Raw genomic sequence first — 25,159 nt, forward strand, 5'->3', positions numbered from 1 at the left:
CGCGCATGGCTGCCGCCCCGGCTCCCCCCGCCGCGCTCCTCAAGGATGCCGGGCTCTTCGCCCTCGTGGCCTTCGGCCTCAGCGTGCCGATCGTCAGCTACCGCACCGATCTCGGGGCGAGCGGCCTCGAACTGACGCCCCGCTGGGGCCTCGTCGCATCCCTCTGCGCCGCGGTCTTTCTGCTACGGATCGCCCAGCGCCTCGTCCTCGACCGGCGCGCAGCCCGCGCCGCGCGGACGCCCGCGCCGCATCAGGCGAGCGAGGCCGCGAGTGCCGAGCCGAAGGCCGGGAGGTCTCTGTCGCAGCTTGGCCTGTCGCGCCTCGGCCTGCCGCTCTTCGTCGGCTTCGCGCTCACCCTTCCGCTCGTCGCCGCTTTGGCCACCGGCGGCCTCTCGCCGGCCCGCTACTGGATCGATCTCGGCATCCTGATCCTGACCTACGTGATGCTGGGCTGGGGGCTCAACATCGTCGTCGGCCTCGCCGGGCTGCTCGATCTCGGCTACGTCGCCTTCTACGCGGTCGGGGCCTATTCCTACGCGCTGCTCTCGACCGTCTTCGGCCTGTCCTTCTGGATCTGCCTGCCGCTCGCCGGTCTCTTCGCCGGCCTGTGGGGCGTGATGCTCGGCTTCCCCGTGCTGCGCCTGCGCGGCGACTACCTCGCCATCGTCACGCTGGCCTTCGGCGAGATCATCCGCCTCGTCCTCATCAACTGGGGCGAGGTCACGGGCGGCTCGGCCGGCATCACCTCGATCCCCCGCGCGACCTTCTTCGGGGTGCCGTTCAAGGCGGGGCCGGACGGGTTCTCGGCCCTGGTCGGCTTGGCGTTCGACCCAATGCACCGGATCGTGTTCCTCTACTACCTGATCCTCGCCCTCGCGCTCATCACCAGCCTCGTCACCCTGCGCCTGCGCCGTCTCCCGATCGGCCGGGCCTGGGAGGCTTTGCGCGAGGACGAGATCGCCTGCCGCGCGCTCGGCATCGACACGACGAAGACCAAGCTCACCGCCTTCGCGCTCGGCGCCATGTTCGGCGGCTTCGCCGGCTCGTTCTTCGCCGTGCGCCAGGGCTTCGTCAGCCCGGAGAGCTTCAACTTCCTCGAGAGCGCGATCATCCTGGCGATCGTCGTCCTCGGCGGCATGGGCAGCCAGTTCGGCGTCGCGGTGGCGGCGGTCGCCATGGTCGGCGGACCCGAGCTCCTGCGCAATCTCGGCTTCCTGAAATCCGTCTTCGGCGAGGGCTTCGACCCGAACGAGTTCCGCCTGCTCCTGTTCGGCCTCGCCATGGTCGCCATGATGATCTGGCGGCCCCGCGGCCTCATCTCGGACCGCATTCCGACGGTGGCGCTCGGACGGCGCAAGGCCATCGGCAAAGACCTCGTGCGCGAGGGCCACGGCTGATGGCCACCCGTCGCCCGCAGGACCCCGACGCGGTGCTCACGGTCGAGCACCTGACCATGCGCTTCGGCGGCCTCACCGCCGTCGACGACCTCTCCTTCCGGGTGGGGCGGGGCGACATCACCGCCCTGATCGGCCCGAACGGGGCGGGCAAGACCACGGTCTTCAACTGCATCACCGGGTTCTACCGCCCGAGCGAGGGCATGCTGACGCTCCGTCACGCCGACGGCAGCGCGCATCTGCTGGAGCGGCTGCCCAATCACGCGGTCAACCGGCGGGCCGGGGTCGCCCGCACCTTCCAGAACATCCGCCTGTTCTCCGGCATGACGGTGCTGGAAAACCTGATGGTGGCCCAGCACGCGCCGCTGATGCGCGCTTCCGGCTACACCCTGTTCGGGCTCCTCGGCCTGTCCGGCTACCGCCGGGCGGAAGCCGCGGCGATCGAGCGGGCGAAGGCGTGGCTGGAGCGGATCGACCTGCTCGCCCGCGCCGACGATCCGGCGGGCGACCTGCCCTACGGCGACCAGCGCCGCCTGGAGATCGCCCGCGCCATGTGCACCGGCCCGGCGCTGCTCTGCCTCGACGAGCCGGCGGCCGGGCTCAACCCGCGGGAATCGGCCGACCTCGCCCGGCTGCTGCGCCATATCCGCGACGACCACGCGACGTCGGTGCTGCTGATCGAGCACGACATGGCGGTGGTGATGGAGATCTCCGACCACGTGATCGTGCTCGACTACGGCCAGAAGATCGCCGACGGCGCCCCCGCCGAGATCCGCGAGGACCCGCGGGTCATCGCCGCCTATCTCGGCGTCGAGGACGAGGAGATCGCCCAGGTCGATGCCGAGGTCGGCCTGACGATCCCGGTCGCGGAAGGAGCCGGCGCGTGAGCGGCCCGCTCCTCTCCTTGCGCGGCGTCTCGACCTATTACGGCAGCGTCGCGGCCCTGCGCGGCGTCGATCTCGACGTGGGCGAGGGCGAGATCGTCACGCTCATCGGCGCCAACGGGGCCGGCAAGTCGACCCTGATGATGACGGTGTTCGGCGCGCCGCGCGCCCGCTCCGGCACCATCGCCTTCGCGGGGCAGGACATCACCGGCCTGCCCACCCACAGAATCGCCCGGCTCGGCCTCGCCCAATCGCCGGAGGGTCGGCGCGTCTTCCCGCGCATGAGCGTACTGGAAAACCTCCAGATGGGGGCAGCACTCCATGACGGCCGCCATCTCGCGCAGGATCTCGAGAAGGTCTGCACCCTGTTCCCGCGCCTCAAGGAGCGGCTGGGCCAGCGGGCCGGCACCATGTCGGGCGGCGAGCAGCAGATGCTCGCCATCGGCCGCGCCCTGATGAGCCGGCCCCGGCTGCTCATGCTCGACGAGCCCTCCCTCGGGCTGGCGCCCCTCGTGGTGAAGCAGATCTTCGCCGCGATCGCCGCGCTCAACCGAGAGGAGGGGATGACGATCTTCCTCGTGGAGCAGAACGCCTACCACGCCCTGAAGCTCGCCCATCGCGGCTCGGTCCTGGTCAACGGCCGCATCACCCTGAGCGGCCCGGCCCGCGCCCTCCTCGACGATCCCTCGATCAAGGCCGCCTATCTCGAAGGCGGCCACGCCCCTGTCGAAACCGTGCCGGGGGAGGCGTGAGCGGCGTGTTTCAGGGCATCCTGCACGAGGAGGATTCGGTCCTCCTGTTCCTCCTCGTCACCGTGGCGATGGGCGGCTGGGCCGGCGGGATGGCGGCCCGCGCCCTGGCCCGGAGCTGGCGGCCCTATCGCGACTGCCTGCCGGCCCTCCTCGGCGTCGCGGCCCTGGTGCGCTTCATCCATTTCGCGCTCTTCTCCGGCACGTTGCTGTCGGCACAGTATTTCCTCGTGGACGCCCTTGTCGTGCTGGCGATCGGCTCGGCCTCGTTCCGCATCACGCGGGCGGCGCAGATGACGACCCAGTACCGCTGGCTCTACGCGCGCACCGGCCCGTTCACGTGGCGCGAGCGCGCGGCGGAGACGGGGCGGCCGTGATCTTGCCTGCTGCGGCGGCCCAGGCATGGGGATGAAACGGATCGTACCGACCGTTCACGCACGGACGGGCGGATCGCAGGGGGTTCAGGATGCGGACATTCACGATGCTGGCCGGGCTCGCGCTCGGCCTCGCGCTCGGGGGGGCGGCCCAGGCGCAGATCAAGATCGGGGTGGCGAGCCCCGTCACCGGCAACAGCGCTGCCTTCGGGGCGCAGGTCCGCAACGGCGCCGTCCAGGCGGTCGAGGACCTCAACCGGGCCGGCGGCGTGAAGGGCAAAAAATTCGCGCTGTCCGTGGGCGACGACGCCTCCGACCCCAAGCAGGGCGTGTCGGTCGCCAACAAATTCGCCTCGGAAGGGGTGACGATGGTGGTCGGCAACTTCAATTCGGGCGTCTCGATCCCGGCCTCCGACGTCTATCTCGACGCCGGCATCATCCAGATCACCCCCGGCTCGACCAACGTGAAGTTCACGGAACGGGGGATGTGGAACACCTTCCGCACCTGCGGCCGCGACGACCAGCAGGGCGCGGTGGCCGGGGCGTACCTTGTCGGCAAGATGGCGGGAAAGAAGATCGCCTTCATCCATGACAAGACCCCCTACGGCCGCGGCCTCGTCGACGAGACCCTCAAGGTCTACCGGGCCAAGGGCGGCAAGGAGACGATGCTCGAGGGCGTCAATCCGGGCGAGAAGGACTACGCGGCCCTGGTGTCGAAGCTGAAGCAGAACGGGATCGATCTCGTCTATTTCGGTGGCTACTATACCGAGGCCGGCCTCATCATCCGCCAGATGCGCGACCAGGGACTCAAGGCGCCGCTGATGGGCGGCGACGGCATGGTCGACCGCGAACTCGTCGCCATCGCCGGCCCCGCGGCGGAGGGCACCCTGACGACCTTCCCGCCGGACGCCCGCAAGAACCCGGCGGCCAAGGACGTGGTCGCCGCCTTCAAGGCCAAGGGCATCGAGCCGGAGGGCTACACCCTCTACGCCTACGCCGCCGTCCAGATTCTGGCGCGGGCCATCGAGGCGACCGGGGCGACGGAGGGCGAGACGCTCGCGGCCTACCTGCACCAGGGCAAGCCGACCGCCACGGTGATCGGCGACATCGCCTACGACAAGAAGGGCGACATCACCCGCCCCGACTACGTGCTCTACGAGTGGAAGAAGAACGCCTCCGGCACGGTCGACTACACCGGCAACGAGATCGCGCCGTAACCGACCCGGCGAGGCCGGCTGCCGCCGGCCCCGCGCCCGGGCGGCACCTGCGCTGAACCGGACGCGGAGATTGCAGGGCGAACGTCATCGCCGACCGATGACAAGTGCAGCGGTCGCCTCCACTATGCGTTTCACGTGACGAGGCCCGGTCGCCGCAACGCGCGGCCGGGCGCCCCCCGATCCCCCAGGAAGGTCCGCTGCATGCGCCTGCGCCACGCGCTTCTCCTCGCCGCCCTCGCGTTGCCGGGGATCACCGCCCCGGCCGGGGCGCAGGACCTGAGCGGAACCCTCAAGAAGGTGAAGGACACGGGCGCGATCACGATCGGCTACCGCGATTCCTCGGTGCCGTTCTCCTATCTCGACGGCAACCAGAAGCCGGTGGGCTACGCCTACGAGATCTGCCTCAAGGTCGCCGAGGCGGTCAAAGCGCATCTGAAGCTCACCACGATGGAGGTGAAGCTCAACCCCGTCACCTCGGCCACGCGCATCCCGCTCATCGCCAACGGGACGATCGACCTCGAATGCGGCTCGACCACCAACAACCCCGACCGCCAGAAGCAGGCCGCCTTCACCAACACCCACTTCCTCACCGCGACCCGCTACGTCGCCAAGAAGGAGAAGGGGCTCGACAAGACCGACGACCTCAAGGGCCGCGCCGTGGTCTCGACCTCGGGCACCACCAACATCCGCCAGATCAACGAGATCAACACCGCCCGCTCGCTGGGCATGCGGATCCTGCCGGCCAAGGACCACGCCGAGGCGTTCCTGATGGTCGAGACGGGGCGCGCCGACGCCTTCGTGATGGATGACGTGCTGCTCGCCTCCCTGGTGGCGGGCTCTAAGACGCCGGACGCCTACGCGATCTCCTCCGAGGCGCAGTCGCGGCCGGAGCCCTACGGCATCATGCTGCGCAAGGACGACGCGCCCTTCAAGGCGGTGGTGGATGCCGCGACCGCCGCCCTCTACAAGAGCCCGGAGGGCAAGGCGCTCTACGAGACGTGGTTCACCCAGGCCATCCCGCCGCGCGGCATCAACCTGAAGCTCCCGATGAGCGAGGCGATGCAGAAGGCACTGGCCAATCCGAGCGACAGCCCGGACCCGGCCGCCTACTGACCGCCGATAGCGGGGGGCGGCCATGAACTACACCTGGAACTGGGGCATCTTCCAAGAGCCGTCGCCCGAGGGGGTCGGCACCTACGCCGACATGCTGCTCTCGGGCCTGTCCTGGACGATCGCCACGGCGCTCGCCTCCTGGGTCATCGCCTTCACCCTCGGCTCGGTGATCGGCGTGCTGCGCACGCTGCCCTCGCGCGCCGCCAACGCGGTCGGAACGGCCTATGTCGAGCTGTTCCGCAACGTGCCGCTGCTCGTGCAGATGTTCCTCTGGTATTTCGTGCTGCCCGAAATCCTGCCCGCGGGGCTGGGCACGGCGGTGAAGCAATTGCCCGACGCGCCGTTCTACACGGCGGTCCTGTGCCTCGGCTTCTTCACCGCCTCGCGCGTCGCCGAACAGGTGCGGGCGGGCATCCAGTCCCTGCCGCGGGGCCAGCGGATGGCCGGCACGGCCCTCGGCTTCACCACGGCGCAGACCTACCGCCACGTGCTCCTGCCCAACGCCTACCGGATCATCCTGCCCCCGCTGACCTCGGAATTCCTCAACAACCTGAAAAACACCTCGGTGGCGCTGACCATCGGCCTCCTGGAGCTGACGGCGCGGGCGCGCTCGATGCAGGAATTCTCGTTCCAGGTCTTCGAAGCCTTCACCGCGGCCACGCTCCTCTACCTCGTCCTCAACCTCGTGGTGGTCGCGGGCGCGACCCTGTTGGAGCGGACCGTCGCCGTGCCGGGGGGGCGCTAGATGTTCGCGCATTTCGACTTCTCGGTCATCGGCGCCTCGCTGCCCTACCTGTTCGGGCAGGGCATGGTCTTCACCGTGACGCTGACCGCCCTGGCGGCGACCGGCGGCATCGTGTTCGGCACGGCGCTCGCCATGATGCGGCTGTCCGGCATTCCGGGGGTGACGCACGCGGCCAAGGTCTATGTCGAGCTGATGCGCTCGCTGCCGCTCGTGCTCGTCATCTTCTGGTTCTACTTCCTCGTCCCCTATATCGGCGCCTGGGCGACGGGCTCGGCCACGCCGATCCAAGTCGGCGCCTTCTCCTCGGCGCTCATCACCTTCACCCTGTTCGAGGCGGCCTATTTCGCCGAGATCATGCGGGCGGGCATCCAGTCGATCCCCAAGGGACAGACCGCGGCGGCCTCGGCCCTGGGCATGAGCTACGCCCAGACCATGCGGCTCGTCGTGCTGCCCCAGGCCTTCCGCAACATGCTGCCGCTGCTCCTCACCCAGACGATCGTGCTCTTCCAGGACACCTCGCTCGTCTACGTTCTCTCGCTGACCGACTTCCTCGGCGCGGCGTCGAAAGTGGCCCAGCGCGACGGGCGCCTCGTCGAGATGTACCTGTTCGCCGCCCTCGTCTACTTCGCCGTCTGCTTCACGGCCTCCCTTCTGGTGCGCCGCCTGCAGACCCGCGTCGCCATCATCCGATGAGGTGTGTTCGACGATGACCTCGACCCCGATCCCGGGCCCGTCCGCGGACACGCCCGCTCCGTCGTCCGCGGCCGCTCCGGCCGATGAGGGCCTGCGCCAGGGCCCGCTCGTGTCCCCCCCGCCCGCCACCGCGTCGGGTGAGGCGATGATCGCCATCGAGGCGGTCTCGAAGTGGTACGGCGATTTCCAGGTGCTGACCGACTGCACCACGGCCGTGGCCCGCGGCGAGGTGGTCGTCGTGTGCGGGCCCTCGGGCTCGGGCAAGTCGACGCTGATCAAATGCGTCAACGCCCTGGAGCCGTTCCAGAAGGGCCAGATCACGGTGGACGGCACCCGGGTGAAGGACCGGGGCACGAACCTGCCGAAGCTGCGCGCCCGGGTCGGCATGGTGTTCCAGCATTTCGAGCTGTTCCCGCATCTCTCGATCACCGACAACCTCACCATCGCCCAGCGCAAGGTGCTCGGGCGCCCCGGCGAGGAGGCGAGGAAGCGCGGCCTCGATCTCCTGGAGCGGGTGGGCCTCTCGGCGCACGCGAAGAAACATCCGGGGCAGCTCTCGGGCGGGCAGCAGCAGCGGGTGGCGATCGCCCGGGCGCTGGCCATGAATCCCGTGGTGATGCTGTTCGACGAGCCGACCTCGGCCCTCGACCCCGAGATGGTCGGCGAGGTGCTCGACGTGATGGTGGAACTCGCCCGCGACGGCATGACCATGATGGTCGTGACCCACGAGATGGGCTTTGCCCGCAAGGTCGCCGACCGGGTGATCTTCATGGACCGGGGGGAGATCGTCGAGGACGCCACCAAGGAGGCCTTCTTCGGCCAGCCTCGCAGCGAGCGGGCTCAGCAGTTTTTGTCGAAGATCCTGGCCCATTGAGGTGGGGAGGATGCGCCCGCATCCTCCCGGGCGGCCTCCCACGACTTTATACATCGAGCGGTTCGACCGTGGCCGCAACCGGTCCCGCCTCCGGACGTTGGCTCGCACAACGTTCGACGAGGTCCCGGTCACCGCGCGATCGGACGGGCCGACGGTCAGGGGGCCTTTACCCGGCGGATTTCGAACAACAGCCCTTTGCGTCGATGCCCCGATACTTTTTCGACATTAACGACGGCACCCACCTGCGCGACGAGGTCGGACGCGAGATCCAGGAACCCCTGGCGCTGCGCCGCGAGGCCCTGCGGGTGATGACCGCCCTGATGGCCGCGGAGGCCGAGGACAGCCAGGATTGCACGCTGGTTCTGAGCGTGCGCAACGAGGCGAGCGAGACCGTCATGACGATCCGCCTCGTCTGCCAGGTCGACGATCGCTGAGCGGCCGCGCGCCTTCGACGGCGTCGGGCGGGATCCGAACAATCCGAGCGGAGGCCGCCCTCACGCGTCCGTGCCGGATTCCGGCGCGAGGGCCCGGGCCGCGCGCTCCAAAGCCCCGAACAGCGCCTCGGCCTGGGCCCCCTCGAGATCGTGGAACCCCAGGGTCCGGCCCATCACGAGGCCGAGCACGGCGAAGAACAGGGCGGCGCCGGCGCCCGGAGGATCCGCCGCCTCCAGCCGCTCCAGCCGCTCGGCCACGAAGGCCCGGTACCCGGCGAGCGCCTCCGGGTTCTCGGCCGCGGCGAGCAGCAGCGCCCGCGAGAACTCGTCGTCCTCGCAATAGGCCTCCCGCAGATGCGTCACCATGGCCAGCGCCAGCCCCGACGGGCCGGGCTCCCGGGCCGCCTCGCAGGCGGCGATGCCCGCGCGCAGCTCCGCCAGCTTGCGGGCGACGAGCGCCAGGATCAGCGCATCCTTCGAGGCGTAATGATGCAGGACGCCGCCCTTGCTGAGGCCCGCCTGCGCCGCCACGGCATCGATGGTCAGCCCGCGCGAGCCGCCGCGGCGCAGCACCGCGCTGGCCGCATCGAGGATCGTCTCCGCCCGGTCGTCGCGCCGGCTGCGCGTCCTCTCCGTCATGGCCTACCCCGAAAAACCGTCTGGACGGTCGGTAAGATACGCGATACGTCGGTGGAGCGAAAGCGAGGGGTTGTGCCGCGGCCCGCCGCGAGTCGCCTCGCCCCCGCGAAGCCCGGCGCTGCCGTTCGGAAAACCCGGCCGATGTCTCCACAGATCCGCCCCGTCCTCGCTCTGCTCGTCCTCGCCGCGGCGTCGGCCGCCGCCGTGCCGGCCGGCGCGGCGGGGAGCCGGCCGGACGCGGCGGGCGAGACTCTCGCGGCGATCGACGATCCCAGCGTGGCGCTGGTGCGGGTCACCGTGGCCCGCAAGAGTGCGGTTTCCGCGGACGTGGTGCTGACCGGCGACATCCAGGCCCAGGCCCAGACCAACGTGGCCTTCCGCACCAACGGCAAGGTTGCCGAGCGACGGGTCGAGGTCGGCGACCATGTCGGCGCCGATCAGGTGCTCGCCGTGCTGGAGCCGCTGGTGCAGCGGGCCAACCTCGACAACGCGCGGGCCGCCCTCGTCTCGGCCGAGGCGCAGCTGACCCAGGCCAAGGTCACCTACGAGCGCCAGAAGCAGCTTCTCGCCGGCGGCTACACGACCCGGCCGTCCTACGACAACGCCGAGCAGCAGCTGCGCACGAGTCAGGCCGCGGTCGATTCGGCCAAGGCGGCGCTCGGCACGGCGGAGGAGCAGTTCTCCTACACGGAGCTGCGCGCGGGCGTGCCCGGCATCGTGATGAGCCGGACCTTCGAGGTCGGGCAGGTGGTGCAGGCGGGCCAGTCCGTGATGGTGCTCGCCCAGGACGGCCCGCGGGACGCGGTGTTCAACGTCTACGAGGCGTTGACCGCCAGCCCGCCCGCCGGGCGGACGATCGAGGTCGTCCTGCAATCCGATCCGTCCGTGACCGCGACCGGGTCCGTCCGCGAGATCTCGCCCACCGTCGATGCCTCGAGCGGCACGGTGCGGGTGAAGATGGGGCTGGAATCGACGCCTCCCGCCATGACCCTCGGCGCGGTGGTGATCGGGCGCGGGCGCTTCGCCCCGCGGGAGGCGGTGGTGCTGCCCTGGTCGGCGCTCTACCGCTACGACGGCCGGCCCTCGGTCTGGATCTACGATCCGGACAAGCGCACGGTCGCGGTCCGCCCGATCGAGATCGACCGCTACAGCTTCGACGACATCGCCCTCAAAGGGGGTGTCGAGTCGGGCGAATCGGTGGTCGTCGCCGGCATCCAGTTCCTGCGCCCGGGCCAGCGCGTCGCGGTCGCGCCGACGGCCGAGGCGGGCGCGGGGGAGGGCGGACGATGACCCGCCTCGCCCGGCCCCTCGCGGCGCTCGCCGCCGCCCTGCCGCTCGCCGCCTGCCAGCCCTCTCAGGAGGAGCCCGCCCCGCCGCCGGTCCGGCCGGTCCTGACGACGGTGGCCCAGCCCATCGACAGCGTGATCTTCGGTCCCTTCGCCGGCACGGTCGAGCCGCGCTACCAGTCGCAGCTCGGCTTCCAGATCGGCGGCCGGGTGGTGGGCCGCGACGTCACCGTCGGCGACGTGGTGAAGAAGGACCAGCGCCTCGCCGCCCTCGACCCGATCGTGTCGCGGTTCGACCTGAGCCGGGCGGAGGCCGAACTCGCCGACGCGAAGGCCCAGGCCGAGAACGCCGTCGCCACCGAGGCCCGCACCCGGCGCCTGACGGAGGGCGGCAACGTCACCCAGGCCCAGCTCGACGCGGCGGTGGCCCGGCGCGACACCGCCCAGGCCCGCCTCGCCCAGGCCGGCGCGAGCCTCCAGAAGGCCCGCGACCAGATCGGCTACACCGAACTCCACGCCGATTTCGACGGCGTCGTCACCCAGCGGCTCGCCGAGATCGGGCAGGTGGTGAGCCCGGGGCAGGGGATCGTGTCGCTCGCCCGCCCCGAGACCCGTGAGGCGGTGGTCGACATCCCCGAGACCCTGGTCGGGGCGATGCCCAAGGACGGCGTGTTCACCGTGGTGCTCCAGAGCGCGCCCGAGATCACCGCCCGCGGGCGGGTGCGCGAGATCGCTCCCTTCGCGGATACCGGCACCCGGACGCGGCGCATCCGCATGACCCTGGAGAACCCGCCGGCCGCCTTCCGGCTGGGTGCCACCATCACGGTCTCGCTGGTGCGCGCGACCGAGCGCCGCTTCCTGCTGCCGGCCACCGCCCTGCTGACCGAGGACGGGCGCCGCTCCGTCTGGATCGTGCCCGAGGGTGGGCCGGAGCGACGCGTCGAGCGCCGCGACGTGACGCTGAGCAAGACCCCGGACGGGGAGGACCGCATCGCCGTGCGCGACGGGCTCAAGCCGGGCGAGCGCGTCGTGGTGGCAGGCGCCCATTCCCTGCGCGACGGCCAGACCGTCCGCCTTCCCGACGAACCGCGCTGATCGCCACGAGGCCTTCGTGAAGGACTTCAATCTCTCCGACTGGGCGCTCGCGCACCGTTCGCTGGTCTGGTTCCTGATGCTGGTCAGCCTGGCCGCCGGTGTGATGGCCTATGCGAGCCTCGGCCGCGAGGAGGACCCGCCCTTCGCCATCAAGACCATGGTGGTGCAGGCGACCTGGCCCGGGGCCACCATCAAGGACACCCTCGATCAGGTCACCGACCGGATCGAGAAGGAATTGCAGCAGATCAATGCCCTGGACTACGTCCGCAGCTACACGACGCCGGGCCAGTCGACGGTGTTCGTGCAGTTCCGCGACACCACCCGGAAGGAGGAGATCCAGCCGGCCTTCTATCAGGTGCGGAAGCGACTCGGCGACATCCAGCACACCTTCCCGCAGGGCGTTCAGGGCCCGTCCTTCAACGACGAGTTCGGCGACGTCTACGGCAACGTCTACGCCTTCACCGCGGATGGGCTGACCCACCGCCAGCTGCGCGACTATGTCGAAGGCGTACGCACCGAGATCCTCAAGGTCCCCAACATCGGCAAGACCCTGCTGATGGGCGTCCAGGGCGAGACGATCAACCTCGATTTCTCGACCCGCAAGCTCGCGGGTTACGGCATCGACATCCAGGCGCTCGTCAGGGCGCTGCAATCGCAGAACGCGGTCGCGGCATCGGGCGTCGTCCAGGCCGGCCCCGAACGGGTCAGCCTGCGGGTGAGTGGCCAGTTCACGTCGGAGGCATCGCTGCGCGACGTGAATCTGCGCTTCAACGACCGCTTCTTCCGCCTCGCCGACGTGGCCGAGATCTCCCGCGGCTACGAGGATCCGCCCGCCGCCATGTTCCGCGTCGGCGGCAAGCCCGCGATCGGCCTCGCGATCGCCATGCGCCCCAACGCCAACCTTCTGAAGTTCGGCGAGGACCTCAAGGCGCGCATGCACACGATCGAGGGCAAGCTGCCGATCGGGGTCGGCATCCACCTCGTCTCCGATCAGCCCAAGATCGTCGAGGAGGCGGTCGGCGGCTTCACCAAGGCGCTGGTCGAGGCGGTCGTGATCGTGCTCGCGGTCAGCTTCGTGAGCCTGGGCATGCGGGCCGGCCTCGTCGTCGCGATCTCGATCCCGCTCGTGCTCGCAATCGTCTTCGTCGTCATGCAGATCATGGGCGTGACGCTCCAGCGCATCTCGCTCGGCGCCCTCATCATCGCCCTCGGACTTCTCGTGGACGATGCGATGATCACCGTCGAGATGATGGTCGCCCGCCTGGAACTCGGCGACAACCTGAAGAAGGCCGCGACCTTCGCCTACACCTCCACCGCCTTTCCGATGCTCACCGGGACGCTGGTGACGGTGGCGGGCTTCCTGCCGATCGGCTTCAACGGCTCGTCGGCGGGCGAGTACACCTACTCGCTGTTCGTGGTGATCGCGGCCTCGCTGCTGGTCTCCTGGGTGGTGGCGGTGCTGTTCGCGCCGCTGATCGGCGTGACGCTTCTACCCAAGACCATGAAGCACCATGCCGAGAAGAAGGGCCTGTTCACCCGCGCCTTCATGGCGACCCTGCTCGTCGCGATGCGGCTGCGCTGGGTCACCGTGATCGCCTGCGTGGTCCTGATGGCGCTCGCCGTGGTCGGCATGGGCCATGTGCAGCAGCAGTTCTTCCCGTCCTCCGACCGCGCGGAGCTGCTCGTCGACCTGACGCTGCCGCAGAACGCGACCATCCTGGCCACCCAGGCCCAGCTGGACCGGTTCGAGGCCCACCTGAAGGACGATCCCGACATCGAGCGCTGGAGTTCGTATGCCGGCCAGGGCGCGGTGCGCTTCTACCTGCCGCTGGACCAGCAGCTCGCCAACGCCTTCTACGGACAGATCGTGATCGTCACGAAGTCGCTGGAGGTCCGCGACAGGGTCGCGGCTCGGCTTCAGAAGATCGGACGGCAGGACTTCGTCGGCACCGACGTGCTGGTCCAGCCGCTCAACCTCGGCCCCCCGGTCGGGCGCCCGATCCAGTACCGCCTCTCCGGCCCCGACGTGCAGGAGGTGCGCCGGCTCAGCCTCAGGCTCGCCGACGTGGTGGCGGCCGATTCCCGCCTGGCCGTGCCGACCTTCGACTGGAACGAGCCCGGCAAGGTGCTGCGGGTCGAAATCCTGCAGGACAAGGCGCGCCAGCTCGGCGTGACCAGCCAGGACATCGCCGGCATCCTCAACGGCGTGGTCGGGGGACAGGCGATCACGCAGGTGCGCGACTCGATCTACCTCGTGAACGTGATCGGCCGGGCCCGGACCGTGGAGCGCACCTCGCTCGAGACGCTGCAGAGCCTGCAGGTCGCCCTCTCGAACGGCTCGGTGGTGCCGATCCTGGCCTTCGCCACGATCGATTACGATCTCGAGCAGCCGATCGTCTGGCGCCGGGACCGGGTGCCGACGGTGACGGTGCGGGCCACCATCAACGACGCGACCCAGCCACCCACGATCGTGGCCGCGCTGCAGCCCGCCATCGACGCCTACGTCAAGGCGCTGCCGGAAGGCTACACCCTCGCCATCGGCGGCGCCGTCGAGGAGGCCGGCAAGGGCCAGGGACCGATCGCGGCGGTGGTGCCGGTGATGCTGCTCACCATGGCCCTGTTCCTGATGATCCAGTTGCAGAGCTTCCAGAAGCTGTTCCTGGTCTTCTCCGTGGCGCCCCTGGGCCTGATCGGCGTGGTTCCAGCCCTGCTGATCTTCGAGAAGCCGATGGGCTTCGTGGCGATCCTCGGGATCCTGGCGCTGATCGGGATCATCGTACGCAACGCCGTGATCCTCGTGAGCCAGATCGAGGAATGCGAGGCCGAGGGGATGGCCCCCTGGGACGCCGTGGTGGAGGCGACCCGCCACCGCATGCGCCCGATCCTGCTCACCGCCGCCGCCGCCAGCCTGGGCCTGATCCCGATCGCCCGCGAGGTGTTCTGGGGGCCGATGGCCTACGCGATGATCGGTGGCATTCTGGCGGCGACCTTCCTGACCCTGCTGTTCCTGCCCGCGCTCTATGTCGGCTGGTACCGGATCAAGGCGCCGCCCCGGGGCGTGGCCCACAGCGAGGGCTGAACCGGACGGGCCGGTCGCCGCCGCCCGGGGGCCGAGATCAGAGACGAGTCTCCGGGCGCCCTCGACGATCGAGGTCAGCGCCAGAATCCTAAAGGCAGGAAAGCCCGGCGCCGGCATCGGAACGGCGCTCATTCTCCCTCGCGCCGCCGGCTTCGGCCCTGACGACGCACTCCGGCTGTCCCGGCAAGCCGGGTCTCGGACACCATCGCCCGGGTGTCCGAGACCCGCACCGATGCACTTTCCTGCACCCGCCCGCGCCTGAACGTCTCAGCCCCGCATGAGTTGCATGGCGGTTCTGTGTGTCATCCCGCGACGCCGAAAGCACTTTGCGCGACCCGGCCCATCCGCTAGGCACAAACTCAACGCCGCGGGAACGCCGAACACGGCCGCGGCTGACGCATCCACAGGCGAGCCGGCTGCCCGCGATGACCACCGACCACGCCACGGCCTCCTCCCGGCCCCTCGAACGCGATGCCCAGGTGGCGATGAGCCACCACCACGTTCACCCCAACGACATCGCGCTCGGCGTGGTGATCGGCCGCGCCTCGGAATATTTCGACTTCTTCGTGTTCGGCATCGCCTCGGTGCTGGTTTTCCCGAAGGTGTTCTTCCCCTTCGCCAGTCCGCTCGCCGGCACGCTCTACTCCTTCGCGATCTTCGCGCTGGCCTTCATCGCGCGGCCGATCGGGTCGATCCTGTTCATGAAGATTCACGCCCGCTACGGCCGCGGCGTGAAGCTCACGGTGGCTTTGTTCCTGCTCGGCGGCTCGACCGCGGCGATCAGCTTCCTGCCGAGCTACGACGCGATCGGGCAGGTGGCGATCGAGCTGCTCGCGGCTCTACGCATTCTCCAGGGTCTGGCGCTCGGCGGCTCCTGGGACGGCCTCGCCTCGCTGCTCGCCCTCAACGCGCCGCGGGAGCGGCGCGGCTGGTACGCCATGATCCCGCAGCTCGGCGCGCCGATCGGCTTCATGGTGTCGAGCGCCCTGTTCTCGTTCTTCGTCGTCAACCTCACGCCGGAGGACTTCCTCGACTGGGGCTGGCGCTTCCCGTTTTTCTGCGCCTTCACCATCAACGTCGTGGCGTTGTTCGCGCGGCTGCGCCTGATCGCGACGCCCGAATTCACCCGCCTGCTCGACAAGGGCCACCTCCAGCCCGTCGGCATCGTCGATCTGGCCCGGAACCACGCCCTCGACGTGTGGATCGGCGCCTTCGTGCCGCTGGCGAGCTTCGCCCTGTTCCACCTCGTCACGATCTTCCCGATCGCCTGGCTCAGCCTCCACAGCGACCGGGCCGCGGGCGACTTCCTGATGGTGCAGTTCTCCGGCGCCATCATCTGCGCGGGCGCGGTCGCCGCCTCCGGGCTGATCGCCGACCAGATCGGGCGTCGCAACATGCTGCTCATCAGCGCCGGGCTGATCGCCGTGTTCGCCTGCGGCTCGATCCTGGCGCCGCTGATCTTCGGCGAGAACGCCATCGGCCAGACGATCTACGTCAATATCGGCTTCATGCTGCTCGGCCTGTCCTACGGCCAGACCGCGGGCGCCGTGACGTCCCGCCTCGGCCAGCGCTACCGCTACACCGGCGCGGCGCTGACCTCCGACCTCGCATGGCTGTTCGGTGCGGGCTTCGCCCCCCTCGTGGTGCTGTACCTCTCCACCGAGTACGGCCTCGCGGTGGTCGGCGTCTACCTGCTGTCGGGCGCGCTCGCCACGCTGTTGGCGCTGTCCCTCGACCGCTCCGAAATGCGCCAGATGTGATGTGTTTCCGCGCGCGGACATCGAGAGATGCCCGCGAACGGGGACGAGACCCGCGGCCGCGCTGATCGCGGCCTATGAGATGGAACGAAGACCCGTGGCGAGATTCCCGGCCATGAACGCCCTCCGTCTGCTCGGCGACCGTCCCTTCGGCGCGGCCGCGGGCCGGATCCTGCGCGGCCTCCTCCTCCTGCCCCTGTTCGGCCTCCTGGCCGGCTGCAACCTCACGGTCATGTTTCCCGCGGGCGACGTGGCCATGCAGCAGCGCAACCTCGTTCTGGCCTCCACCGGCCTGATGCTGCTCATCATCCTGCCGGTGATCGCCCTGACGCTGCTGTTCGCGTGGCGCTACCGCGCCTCGAACACCGAGGCCCGCCACGATCCCGACTGGGACCACTCGACCGGCCTCGAAGTCGTGATCTGGACGGCGCCGCTGCTGATCATCATCGCCCTCGGGGCGCTCACCTGGATCAGCACTCACACCCTCGACCCGTTCCGGCCGCTCTCGCGCCTGGAGCCCGGCAAGCCGATCCCGGCCGAGACCAAACCTCTCGAGGTGCAAGTCGTGGCGCTCGACTGGAAGTGGCTGTTCTTCCTGCCCGAGTACAACGTCGCGGTCGTCAACGAGCTCGCCGCGCCGGTGAACCGGCCGGTGACCTTCAAGCTGACCTCCGCCTCGGTGATGAACGCCTTCTACATCCCCGCCCTCGCCGGGATGATCTATGCCATGCCCGGCATGGAGACGAAGCTGCACGCCGTCATCAACAAACCCGGCACCTTCGAGGGCCTGGCCTCGCATTACAGCGGCACCGGCTTCTCGCGGATGACGTTCAAGTTCCACGGCCTCGACGGCGACGGCTTCGACAAGTGGATCGCCAAGGCGAAGGCCGAGGGCAAGGAATTGTCGCGCGAGGCCTTTCTCGAGCTGGAGCGTCCGAGCGAGAACGCGCCGGTGATGTACTACGCGTCGTTCGCCGACGGCCTCTACAAGTCGATCGTCGGCATGTGCGCCGTCCCGGGCAAGATGTGCATGCACGAGATGATGGCGATCGACGCCAAGGGCGGCGCCGGCAAGGACAGCCGCGAGAACGCCGCGCGGCTGCAATACGACAACCGCCACACCGAGCGGGGCGACGACGCCCCCGGCGCCACGACTCCCGCCACGCATCGCGCCCCGCGCAGCGAGGAGCCCGCCGGGGATTCCGACCACGGTCCGCACGGGAAGGGGCAGAACTCGCCCGCTCCCAACCAGACCAACAACTGATCCGTCGGCGACGAGCATCCACGGTACGAGACGATCCATGTTCTCTGACACGGACCTCCAGAAGCTGCTCTTCGGGCGCCTGACGCTCGCGGACATTCCCTATCACGAGCCGATCCTGCTCGTGACCTTCGCGGGCGTCGCCATCGGCGGCCTCGCCGTGCTCGCGACGATCACCTATTTCCGCTTCTGGGGGCCGCTCTGGCGCGACTGGTTCACGTCGGTCGACCACAAGAAGATCGGCATCATGTACGTCGTCCTGGCGTTCGTGATGCTGCTGCGGGGCTTCGCCGACGCGCTGCTGATGCGCTCGCAGCAGGCCATCGCCTTCGGAGCGAACGAGGGCTACCTGCCGCCGCACCATTACGATCAGATCTTCACCGCCCACGGTGTGATCATGATCTTCTTCGTGGCGATGCCGTTCGTCACCGGGCTGATGAACTACGTCGTGCCGCTGCAGATCGGCGCCCGCGACGTCGCCTTCCCGTTCCTCAACAATTTCTCCTTCTGGATGACGGTCTCCGGCGCCATCACCGTGATGATCTCGCTCTTCGTCGGCGAGTTCTCGCGGGCGACCTGGCTCGGCTATCCGCCCCTCTCGGGCGCCGACATGAGTCCCGGCGTCGGAGTCGATTACTGGATCTGGGGCCTGCAGATCGCCGGCATCGGCACGACCTTGTCGGGCATCAACCTGATCGCGACCATCGTGAAGATGCGAGCGCCCGGCATGTCGCTGATGAAGATGCCGATCTTCTGCTGGACCTCGCTCTGCACCAACGTGCTGATCGTCGCCGCCTTCCCGATCCTTGCCGCCGTTCTCGTGCTGCTGACCCTCGACCGCTACGTCGGCACGCATTTCTTCACGAACGACCTCGGCGGCAACCCGATGATGTACTTCAACCTCATCTGGATCTGGGGCCACCCGGAGGTCTACATCCTCATCCTGCCGGCGTTCGGCATCTTCTCCGAGGTCACCTCGACCTTCTGCGGCAAGCGCCTGTTCGGCTACACCTCGATGGTCTACGCGACCGTCGTGATCACGATCCTGTCCTACCTCGTGTGGCTGCATCACTTCTTCACGATGGGCTCGGGCGCCAACGTGAATTCGTTCTTCGGCATCACGACGATGATCATTTCGATCCCGACCGGCGCCAAGATCTTCAACTGGCTGTTCACGATGTATCGCGGCCGGATCCGGTTCGAGGTGCCGATGCTGTGGACCGTGAGCTTCATGGTCACCTTCGTGATCGGCGGCATGACCGGCGTGCTGCTCGCCGTGCCCCCGGCCGACTTTGTGCTCCACAACTCGCTGTTCCTGATCGCCCACTTCCACAACGTGATCATCGGCGGCGTGCTGTTCGGCATGTTCGCCGGCGTGAACTATTGGTGGCCCAAGGCCTTCGGCTTCAAGCTCGACGACTTCTGGGGCAAGGTCAGCTTCTGGTTCTGGACGATCGGCTTCTACGTCGCCTTCATGCCGCTCTACGTGCTGGGGCTCATGGGCGTCACGCGCCGGGCCCAGCATTTCGAGGACACCGCGCTGCAGCCCTGGTTCATCGTCGCCGCCCTCGGCGCGGGTCTGATCGCGCTCGGCATCGGCGCGACGATCGTGCAGATCGCGGTCTCGATCAAAAACCGCGAGGCGCTGCGCGACACCACAGGCGACCCGTGGGGCGGACGCACGCTGGAATGGTCGACCTCGTCGCCGCCGCCGGACTACAACTTCGCCTTCACGCCGGTCGTGCATCAGCTCGATGCGTGGTGGCAGATGAAGAACCGCAACTTCGCGCGGCCGGCCACCGGCTTCCACGCGATCCACATGCCGAGGAACACCGCCACCGGCGTCATCCTCGGCCTGATCAGCATCGTCTTCTCGTTCGCCATGATCTGGTACATCTGGTGGCTGGCGGCGCTGACCTTCGCGGCAACGATCGTCATCTCGATCCTTCACACCTTCAACTACAACCGTGATTTCTATATCCCGGCTGAGACGGTGGTCCGCACCGAAGGGCAGCGGACCGACGCGCTCGCCGTGGCGGGACGGGCCTGAGCGAGATGGCAACCCACGCAATCGACGCGCTGCACCGGGATTCGGTGGCGGAGCCGGACGACGTGCCGGTGTTCCAGGACCTGGAGGGCGAGCATCACCCAGAAGGGAGCACGATGCTCGGCTTCTGGATGTACCTGATGAGCGACTGCCTCATCTTCACGGTCCTGTTCGCCACCTACGCCGTGCTCGGCCGCAACTACGCGGCCGGCCCCTCGCCCAAGGACCTGTTCGACCTAAGCCTCGTCGCGGTGAACACCGCGATGCTGCTGTTCTCCTCCATCACCTACGGCTTCGCCATGCTGGCGATGGAGCGGGACGATCTGCCGAAGACGCAGCTCTGGCTCGCCGTCACCGGCCTGTTCGGCGCGGCCTTCATCGGCATCGAGCTCTACGAGTTCGCCCACCTGATCCACGAGGGCGCCACCCCGCAGCGCAGCGCCTTCCTGTCGGCCTTCTTCACCCTGGTCGGCACCCACGGCCTGCACGTCACCTTCGGCCTGCTCTGGCTCGGGGTGCTGATGCTGCAGCTGCGCCAGCGTGGGCTCATCGTCGAGAATCGGCGCCGGCTGATGTGCCTCTCGATGTTCTGGCACTTCCTCGACGTCATCTGGATCGGCGTCTTCACCTTCGTGTACCTGATGGGAGTGCTGCAATGAGCGGCGCAGCGGGCGGACATTCCGCACATGGTCACGGCGAGAGCGGGCATGGGGATGCCCACGGGCACGGCTCGTTCAAGGATTACGTGACCGGCTTCGTCCTGTCGGTGATCCTGACCGCGATTCCGTTCTGGCTGGTGATGGGCAACGTCATCGCCGACAAGGTGATCACGTCCGTGATCATCCTCGCCCTGGCCGCCGTACAGATGGTGGTCCACATGATCTACTTCCTGCACATGAACACGAAGTCGGAAGGTGGCTGGACCTTCCTGGCGCTGATCTTCACGGTCACGATCGTGGCGATCACCCTGTGCGGCTCGATCTGGGTGATGCATCACCTCAACGCCAACATGATGCCGATCTCCGCCGAGGACGCGCGCCACGCCCCCTGACGCGACGCCGGGGGCGCACGGCCTCACGTTCCGGCGCGCGCTGCTGGCGCTCGCCGGGCTCTCGGTCGTCGGCGTGTTTCTCGCGCTCGGCACATGGCAGCTGCAGCGCCGGGCCTGGAAGCTCGACCTGATCGAGCGGGTCGAGTCCCGCGTCGGCGCCCCTGCGGTCGCGCCGCCGGGCCGGGCGGAATGGGGGCGTCTCGACCCCGATGCGATCGCCTATCGCCGGGTGCGCCTCTCTGGCCGTTTCGACGACGGGCGATCGACCCTGGTCCAGGCCCTGACCGAGCGCGGCGCCGGGTTCTGGGTCCTGACCCCGCTCCGCACGGATCCAGACTCCAGCCTCGAAGGCGCGACCGTGCTGGTCAACCGCGGCTTCGTGCCGACCGGGCACCGCGCCCGCGCCGACCGGGCCGCGAGCGAAGGCGCGGTCACGGTCACGGGCCTCGTGCGGCTCACGGAGCCCGACGGCAGCGTCCTGCGGGGCAACGATCCGGCTGCCGACCGCTGGTATTCCCGCGATGTCGCCGCCATCGCGGCCGCGCGCGGCCTGCCGAAGGGCGACGTCGCGCCCTACTTCGTCGATGCGGACGCGACCCCCAATCCCGGCGGCCTGCCCGTCGGCGGCCTCACCGTCATCGCCTTCCGCAACCACCACCTCGTCTACGCCTTGACCTGGTACGCCCTCGCCCTGATGAGCGCGGGTGCTCTGATCTACGCGCTACGGTCGCCTCCGGCGCAGGCGTAAGACCCATCGACCATGGCGTCCGCGACGGTACGGCCGGCCGCGGCAGGGTCTCAAACGATCCGTCCTCAATCCGCGTGATCATCTTTCGCTTTCCAAAACGATGTTTTCCGCTCACGCTCATCAAATTCGGGTTAGCCCTCCGGCGCCTGGATGTTATGCCTCGAATCAGTGTCCCGAAATGGAGCAACGGGTGTCGCTCCCTCCGTCTCTCCTGATCCCCATGAAAGTGACGCAGCCCGTCGCAGCGTGGGGAAAGAAAGCGGCCGATCGGCGTTGGGTGGCTATCTCTCATGCTGCGGAGACGACATGCAGGTGCCGCCCTCCCGAGACTGGGCATCATCCGAACCGTTGGAGAGGCCGATGCACGCTCTCGCGATCTCGGCCACGGCGTCGGTCCCCGAGCCCCTGGCTGGCTTGATCACCGCGATGGATCGAACCTTGGTCGGCTTGGCCGAGGAGGGCGGCGGCCGCAACGAGTTGCACGCGTTGCGCAACCATCTCTCCGATCTCTGCGTCCTGACCGAGGAAGCACCACGGATCCTGCGGGCGGTCGACCGCCTCGTTGTGGCCGGCGACCGTCTCGGCGAGGCGGCCCTGGCCTCGCGGGGCCGCGACTGGCGGGCGCCGCGTCTCGTCAAAGCCCGCGCGGCGCTGGCCGCTCTCGAACGAACCCTGGCGGGCGCTCGTCCGAGCCGGATCGCGACACGATTGAACCGGGGCTGGTAGCCGTCCGGCGCGACGGAACCGAGGGCGAACGAGGCCCTCCACAGGGTGGGGCGATCAGCCGACCAACAAGCCTGCGGGTCCGAGTTGACCCCTACGCCCCGAGCCCCTATTGCGAGCCTCGCGCACCGGCCGCGCCCCTCTCTGCGGGCGGTTTTGGCGATACGGTGCGAGCGCGTAGCTCAGTTGGTAGAGCAACGGACTTTTAATCTGTAGGTCCTGGGTTCGAGTCCCAGCGCGCTCACCACAAAATCAACGACTTAGCTGAAATCTCCGAGCAACCGCCCTGGCAGGGGTAACGCGCAGGGTAACAGCAGGTGGTTTCGCGGCTGTCGTGGAATTTGCGAGCTGCACGCCGTGCACCAACCCAATCCGGGTTTCACCCGCATGCTCCATGAACCCCGCTGCCATCCGCTGGTTGGCTCGGTGGAGGTGCATCATGGCTGACACGACCAACCGAACCGACGATCTTGCGGTCCGGCAATACGGCGCCACGGACCCGAGGGCGTCGAAGGGCGATGGCAGCGCGGCCGACCACGCCGCAGACAATCAGCCTGAGGCGCCGGATCCGCCGCGCCTGACCCCGCAGGGGCACAGCTTCGGCACGGCCTCGGGCGAGGACAGCACCGATCCGCAGGGTGGCGCCAAGGAAGGCCAGAGCGACCCGGCTGAGGGATAGGAGCGGTGGCCTTCAACAGGCTTGCGCGTTCGAAGATTGCCCATCAGGCTGCCGCGATGGCTGATGAGGTTTCACCGCAGCGTCCGCTGCCTGAATGCCTGACGCGCTTCCTTTCGGATCCGGCACCGCGGGCACTGCCGCTGCCCGCTCATCCTTTCCCCCAGCCCCAGAGCGGCGACGGGCGGCCAGCCACGCCCAACCGCGCCTCGCCGATCTTCCTGGCCTGGGCGCTCGCCTACAAGGTCCTCGGCTTCGTGATCGTCGGCACGATGTGGCAGCGCATGCGGTAGGGGACCTCGGCTCGACCCGCGCATGACCCGGGACGATCTCGGGGGGAAAGTCCGGTGCGCGGCCTGCGGCCACCGCGGCGGTCACGTCATGAAGGACATGCACGCGTACTACGAGCGGTTGCGAGCCGAGGGCTGGGATTGCTCGCCGGGATCGTGGGGGCCGGCGCCGGGGGCGAAGGGGGATGAGCTATGAGCGTATATTGCTTCTTTAAAGACTTTGCTGGACCGATAAGCACGACATTGGCGGCAGCAGCTGCTGCAAGTATTACATACATATTTGCACGCAAACAGGCAAGAACGGCAGAAATCCAAGCAAAGATTGCTTTGGAGAAATTGAAGTATGATACTCTTAGCCAGCGTCTTGATGTTGTGGACGCCGTAGAAGAAATGATAGCTGCGTCAATAAATACAAGCGACGGTCAGCTAGCCGACACGCAAAAACTAATTCTAATACGAGCTCGTGTAAAAAGGGCTAGTTTCTATTTTCCACCAGAGGTGATTGTATATCTGAGCAATATTGTCAATAAATGTTTTGACGCAGCTCAGTATCAGCCCACCAAACCTATTGCGGAGCGCCGTGCTTGGGATGAGGGCAATCGCGCCTCATACGAGGCAGAAATAAAAGAAAGATTAGAGGCTAGAAGGTATCTATCTAAGGAAGGAAATAAAATACCAGAATTGCTTCGGCCTCATATTGCTGTAGATCTGTTCCAAGATACACGCCTGGCACCAAGCGCGCAGCATGAGGCCAGGATAAGAAAGCTCACCCGTGGCACCATCTCGATATTAGTATTAATCTTCTTCCTTGCAAGCGCGGCAGTGATCAGTCGCCTTGCCTAATTATAAAATTAATCCCCTTGATGTTGATCTGCGTTACCGCTGAACAAGGCTAGAAGCCTGGGCATTGCCGAGCAGCAGGCACAAACCCCGCCGCGGCTTTCGCCGGGCGGGGCTGAGGAGGCGCCCATCGGTGAGGAGGGGCATGGGGTCAACGGGTGAGCGGGGGCGTTTCGTCCCGGCGTCACCCGCACTGTGTAGGCCCGCCCCCGTCCGGATCGCGGTAGTCGCGCCCTCGGTCGAGATAGGGGCGCAGCGTGTCCGCCAGCGGGCGCAGATCGGGCATCACTACCACGTCGCGGGCGTCCTGCCGCTCGGGGGTATTCCTTGCGCCGTTCTGGACGATGACAACAATACTCGGATGCTGACGCAGACAGGCTTCCTTGAGGCGCTTGGGAGAGCAAAACCCCTAAGAGCAGCGGGAACTTCGGCCTCGCCAGCTTGCCCGCTTTTTTGAGGACAAAGAACTTAGAACCCTTTATTTTCAGTGAGTTGGCGACCTCGTCAGTCCCCGTCATTTTTGAGACGGAACGGCAAGGCAATGCCGGCGGCGGCCCTGCTCTAGGCTATAAGGCTCAGCTACTCCTTGACGTATGCTTGGTCTATCACGACGCAAGAATGCGGTCATCCGCGCATCGTAGCCCGAACCAAGGCTAACGGTAAGCGTTGGCGTGGGTGAGCTTGCTACCCACATCCGCGTCTTCTCATAGATCGAGAGATTAGGCTGAAGCGCAGCCAGAAATCTCGCGCCAAGCGCGTTCGGCGTAGAAGGTCGCGCCCATAAGGCTCCAAGCGCCGCGAATCACCACCGCGGCGCCTTTTCCCCGCTTCCGGATGTCCATGTCGACGAAGCGGTTGGTCGCCGAGCTGACCAGCCCGACGCTGGTCTCCTCCAGCGTGATCTTGATGGTATCGGCGCCGCGCAAATCGGTCAGCCGGGCCATGCCGGGATAGGCTCGATCGAGGATCGAATAGGCGCACGCGGCAAACCGGGCGTGATCCGTCGGCACCTCGTAGGCGAGATCGGCGCGAGCCGCCGCGGGCGCCAAGGCGAGACCGATACAGAGCGGTAGGCCCATCCTCATGCGCCATCCTGACCACGGGTTCGCTTGTGTTGGCAAGGCGGCGCCGGGGGCAAAGAGGGATGAGGCGCTGTAACCGATAGGCGACGGTCGGTGGATATCCAACCT

General features: G+C 67.9%; 25 protein-coding genes and 1 tRNA gene. 24 read left to right on the top strand and 2 right to left on the bottom strand.

Annotation, left to right across the window (positions count from 1 at the left end):
* Positions 1 to 5: 5 nt before the first annotated feature.
* From livM to LW587_RS06995, 10 genes are all read left to right on the top strand, one after another.
* The gene (gene livM / locus LW587_RS06950; protein WP_232628861.1) at positions 6 to 1,397 is read left to right on the top strand and encodes a high-affinity branched-chain amino acid ABC transporter permease LivM; all 1,392 of its coding nucleotides are present in this window, start codon (positions 6 to 8) and stop codon (positions 1,395 to 1,397) included.
* Entirely contained in the window at positions 1,397 to 2,281 is an 885-nt protein-coding gene (locus LW587_RS06955; protein WP_232628862.1) for an ABC transporter ATP-binding protein, read from the top strand. The genes livM and LW587_RS06955 overlap by 1 nt, the downstream gene beginning before the upstream one ends.
* A complete protein-coding gene (locus LW587_RS06960) occupies positions 2,278 to 3,030 on the top strand; it encodes an ABC transporter ATP-binding protein (protein WP_232628863.1) in 753 nt (250 codons plus the stop codon). The genes LW587_RS06955 and LW587_RS06960 overlap by 4 nt, the downstream gene beginning before the upstream one ends.
* 5 nt (positions 3,031 to 3,035) lie before the next feature.
* On the top strand, positions 3,036 to 3,404 hold the full coding sequence (locus LW587_RS06965) for a DUF6867 family protein (protein ID WP_232628927.1): 369 nt from the start codon (positions 3,036 to 3,038) through the stop codon (positions 3,402 to 3,404).
* An 89-nt stretch (positions 3,405 to 3,493) separates the two neighbouring features.
* Positions 3,494 to 4,618 (top strand): branched-chain amino acid ABC transporter substrate-binding protein, encoded by a 1,125-nt coding sequence (locus LW587_RS06970; protein ID WP_232628864.1) that lies wholly within the window; start codon positions 3,494 to 3,496, stop codon positions 4,616 to 4,618.
* Between the two features lie 201 nt (positions 4,619 to 4,819).
* Positions 4,820 to 5,731, top strand: a complete 912-nt coding sequence (locus tag LW587_RS06975; RefSeq protein ID WP_232628865.1) for an amino acid ABC transporter substrate-binding protein — start codon at positions 4,820 to 4,822, stop codon at positions 5,729 to 5,731.
* Between the two features lie 22 nt (positions 5,732 to 5,753).
* On the top strand, positions 5,754 to 6,476 hold the full coding sequence (locus LW587_RS06980; RefSeq protein ID WP_232628866.1) for an amino acid ABC transporter permease: 723 nt from the start codon (positions 5,754 to 5,756) through the stop codon (positions 6,474 to 6,476).
* Positions 6,477 to 7,169: an amino acid ABC transporter permease gene (locus LW587_RS06985; protein ID WP_232628867.1), complete on the top strand. Its 693-nt coding sequence runs from the start codon at positions 6,477 to 6,479 to the stop codon at positions 7,167 to 7,169.
* 145 nt (positions 7,170 to 7,314) lie between these two features.
* Complete coding sequence (locus LW587_RS06990; protein ID WP_232628928.1) at positions 7,315 to 8,043, top strand: amino acid ABC transporter ATP-binding protein; 729 nt, start codon at positions 7,315 to 7,317, stop codon at positions 8,041 to 8,043.
* A 203-nt stretch (positions 8,044 to 8,246) separates the two neighbouring features.
* The gene (locus tag LW587_RS06995; RefSeq protein WP_232628868.1) at positions 8,247 to 8,477 is read left to right on the top strand and encodes a DUF6894 family protein; all 231 of its coding nucleotides are present in this window, start codon (positions 8,247 to 8,249) and stop codon (positions 8,475 to 8,477) included.
* A gap of 60 nt (positions 8,478 to 8,537) precedes the next feature.
* Here the strand turns inward: LW587_RS06995 and LW587_RS07000 are convergent, their stop codons facing one another.
* Positions 8,538 to 9,116, bottom strand: a complete 579-nt coding sequence (locus tag LW587_RS07000; RefSeq protein ID WP_232628869.1) for a TetR/AcrR family transcriptional regulator — start codon at positions 9,114 to 9,116, stop codon at positions 8,538 to 8,540.
* A 141-nt stretch (positions 9,117 to 9,257) separates the two neighbouring features.
* Here LW587_RS07000 and LW587_RS07005 point away from each other — a divergent pair, with 141 nt between their 5' ends.
* The 14 genes from LW587_RS07005 to LW587_RS07070 all read left to right on the top strand — a co-directional run bounded on the left by LW587_RS07005 (position 9,258) and on the right by LW587_RS07070 (position 23,972).
* On the top strand, positions 9,258 to 10,406 hold the full coding sequence (locus LW587_RS07005; RefSeq protein WP_232628870.1) for an efflux RND transporter periplasmic adaptor subunit: 1,149 nt from the start codon (positions 9,258 to 9,260) through the stop codon (positions 10,404 to 10,406).
* Complete coding sequence (locus LW587_RS07010; RefSeq protein WP_232628871.1) at positions 10,403 to 11,497, top strand: efflux RND transporter periplasmic adaptor subunit; 1,095 nt, start codon at positions 10,403 to 10,405, stop codon at positions 11,495 to 11,497. Before LW587_RS07005 ends, LW587_RS07010 begins: the two co-directional genes overlap by 4 nt.
* Positions 11,498 to 11,513: 16 nt before the next feature.
* Positions 11,514 to 14,576 carry an efflux RND transporter permease subunit gene (locus LW587_RS07015; RefSeq protein ID WP_269780302.1) on the top strand — a complete coding sequence of 1,021 codons (3,063 nt, stop codon included), beginning with the start codon at positions 11,514 to 11,516 and terminating at the stop codon, positions 14,574 to 14,576.
* 425 nt (positions 14,577 to 15,001) lie between these two features.
* Positions 15,002 to 16,336: an MFS transporter gene (locus LW587_RS07020; protein ID WP_232628872.1), complete on the top strand. Its 1,335-nt coding sequence runs from the start codon at positions 15,002 to 15,004 to the stop codon at positions 16,334 to 16,336.
* A gap of 112 nt (positions 16,337 to 16,448) precedes the next feature.
* A complete protein-coding gene (cyoA, locus tag LW587_RS07025; protein ID WP_232628873.1) occupies positions 16,449 to 17,597 on the top strand; it encodes a ubiquinol oxidase subunit II in 1,149 nt (382 codons plus the stop codon).
* 37 nt (positions 17,598 to 17,634) lie between these two features.
* Positions 17,635 to 19,644, top strand: a complete 2,010-nt coding sequence (cyoB, locus tag LW587_RS07030; protein ID WP_232628874.1) for a cytochrome o ubiquinol oxidase subunit I — start codon at positions 17,635 to 17,637, stop codon at positions 19,642 to 19,644.
* 5 nt (positions 19,645 to 19,649) lie between these two features.
* Positions 19,650 to 20,300: a cytochrome o ubiquinol oxidase subunit III gene (gene cyoC, locus LW587_RS07035; protein ID WP_232628875.1), complete on the top strand. Its 651-nt coding sequence runs from the start codon at positions 19,650 to 19,652 to the stop codon at positions 20,298 to 20,300.
* Positions 20,297 to 20,692, top strand: a complete 396-nt coding sequence (gene cyoD, locus LW587_RS07040; RefSeq protein ID WP_232628876.1) for a cytochrome o ubiquinol oxidase subunit IV — start codon at positions 20,297 to 20,299, stop codon at positions 20,690 to 20,692. Before cyoC ends, cyoD begins: the two co-directional genes overlap by 4 nt.
* Before the next feature lie 73 nt (positions 20,693 to 20,765).
* On the top strand, positions 20,766 to 21,440 hold the full coding sequence (locus tag LW587_RS07045; RefSeq protein ID WP_442919096.1) for an SURF1 family protein: 675 nt from the start codon (positions 20,766 to 20,768) through the stop codon (positions 21,438 to 21,440).
* Between the two features lie 360 nt (positions 21,441 to 21,800).
* On the top strand, positions 21,801 to 22,166 hold the full coding sequence (locus tag LW587_RS07050) for a hypothetical protein (RefSeq protein WP_232628877.1): 366 nt from the start codon (positions 21,801 to 21,803) through the stop codon (positions 22,164 to 22,166).
* 168 nt (positions 22,167 to 22,334) lie between these two features.
* Positions 22,335 to 22,410, top strand: a tRNA-Lys gene (locus LW587_RS07055).
* A 192-nt stretch (positions 22,411 to 22,602) separates the two neighbouring features.
* Positions 22,603 to 22,842 (top strand): hypothetical protein, encoded by a 240-nt coding sequence (locus LW587_RS07060; RefSeq protein ID WP_232628934.1) that lies wholly within the window; start codon positions 22,603 to 22,605, stop codon positions 22,840 to 22,842.
* 5 nt (positions 22,843 to 22,847) lie between these two features.
* Positions 22,848 to 23,132, top strand: coding sequence for a hypothetical protein (locus LW587_RS07065; RefSeq protein ID WP_232628878.1), 285 nt, complete (start codon positions 22,848 to 22,850; stop codon positions 23,130 to 23,132).
* 189 nt (positions 23,133 to 23,321) lie between these two features.
* Positions 23,322 to 23,972, top strand: coding sequence for a hypothetical protein (locus LW587_RS07070; protein ID WP_232628879.1), 651 nt, complete (start codon positions 23,322 to 23,324; stop codon positions 23,970 to 23,972).
* Positions 23,973 to 24,688: 716 nt separating this feature from the next.
* Here the strand turns inward: LW587_RS07070 and LW587_RS07075 are convergent.
* A complete protein-coding gene (locus tag LW587_RS07075) occupies positions 24,689 to 25,048 on the bottom strand; it encodes a hypothetical protein (RefSeq protein ID WP_232628880.1) in 360 nt (119 codons plus the stop codon).
* Between the last annotated feature and the right edge of the window lie 111 nt (positions 25,049 to 25,159).

The organism is Methylobacterium sp. Leaf118, from assembly GCF_920984675.1.
Taxonomy (GTDB): domain Bacteria; phylum Pseudomonadota; class Alphaproteobacteria; order Rhizobiales; family Beijerinckiaceae; genus Methylobacterium.

What these genes read in the sequence shown, in the direction of transcription:
- livM (WP_232628861.1), top strand. Translation starts at nt 6, where the DNA reads ATGGCTGCCGCCCCGGCTCCCCCCGCCGCGCTCCTCAAGGATGCCGGG.
- LW587_RS06955 (WP_232628862.1), top strand. Translation starts at nt 1,397, where the DNA reads ATGGCCACCCGTCGCCCGCAGGACCCCGACGCGGTGCTCACGGTCGAG.
- LW587_RS06970 (WP_232628864.1), top strand. Translation starts at nt 3,494, where the DNA reads ATGCGGACATTCACGATGCTGGCCGGGCTCGCGCTCGGCCTCGCGCTC.
- LW587_RS06975 (WP_232628865.1), top strand. Translation starts at nt 4,820, where the DNA reads ATGCGCCTGCGCCACGCGCTTCTCCTCGCCGCCCTCGCGTTGCCGGGG.
- LW587_RS06980 (WP_232628866.1), top strand. Translation starts at nt 5,754, where the DNA reads ATGAACTACACCTGGAACTGGGGCATCTTCCAAGAGCCGTCGCCCGAG.
- LW587_RS06985 (WP_232628867.1), top strand. Translation starts at nt 6,477, where the DNA reads ATGTTCGCGCATTTCGACTTCTCGGTCATCGGCGCCTCGCTGCCCTAC.
- LW587_RS06990 (WP_232628928.1), top strand. Translation starts at nt 7,315, where the DNA reads ATGATCGCCATCGAGGCGGTCTCGAAGTGGTACGGCGATTTCCAGGTG.
- LW587_RS06995 (WP_232628868.1), top strand. Translation starts at nt 8,247, where the DNA reads ATGCCCCGATACTTTTTCGACATTAACGACGGCACCCACCTGCGCGAC.
- LW587_RS07000 (WP_232628869.1), bottom strand. Translation starts at nt 9,116, where the DNA reads ATGACGGAGAGGACGCGCAGCCGGCGCGACGACCGGGCGGAGACGATC.
- LW587_RS07005 (WP_232628870.1), top strand. Translation starts at nt 9,258, where the DNA reads ATGTCTCCACAGATCCGCCCCGTCCTCGCTCTGCTCGTCCTCGCCGCG.
- LW587_RS07010 (WP_232628871.1), top strand. Translation starts at nt 10,403, where the DNA reads ATGACCCGCCTCGCCCGGCCCCTCGCGGCGCTCGCCGCCGCCCTGCCG.
- LW587_RS07020 (WP_232628872.1), top strand. Translation starts at nt 15,002, where the DNA reads ATGACCACCGACCACGCCACGGCCTCCTCCCGGCCCCTCGAACGCGAT.
- cyoA (WP_232628873.1), top strand. Translation starts at nt 16,449, where the DNA reads ATGAACGCCCTCCGTCTGCTCGGCGACCGTCCCTTCGGCGCGGCCGCG.
- cyoB (WP_232628874.1), top strand. Translation starts at nt 17,635, where the DNA reads ATGTTCTCTGACACGGACCTCCAGAAGCTGCTCTTCGGGCGCCTGACG.
- cyoC (WP_232628875.1), top strand. Translation starts at nt 19,650, where the DNA reads ATGGCAACCCACGCAATCGACGCGCTGCACCGGGATTCGGTGGCGGAG.
- cyoD (WP_232628876.1), top strand. Translation starts at nt 20,297, where the DNA reads ATGAGCGGCGCAGCGGGCGGACATTCCGCACATGGTCACGGCGAGAGC.
- LW587_RS07050 (WP_232628877.1), top strand. Translation starts at nt 21,801, where the DNA reads ATGCACGCTCTCGCGATCTCGGCCACGGCGTCGGTCCCCGAGCCCCTG.
- LW587_RS07060 (WP_232628934.1), top strand. Translation starts at nt 22,603, where the DNA reads ATGGCTGACACGACCAACCGAACCGACGATCTTGCGGTCCGGCAATAC.
- LW587_RS07070 (WP_232628879.1), top strand. Translation starts at nt 23,322, where the DNA reads ATGAGCGTATATTGCTTCTTTAAAGACTTTGCTGGACCGATAAGCACG.
- LW587_RS07075 (WP_232628880.1), bottom strand. Translation starts at nt 25,048, where the DNA reads ATGGGCCTACCGCTCTGTATCGGTCTCGCCTTGGCGCCCGCGGCGGCT.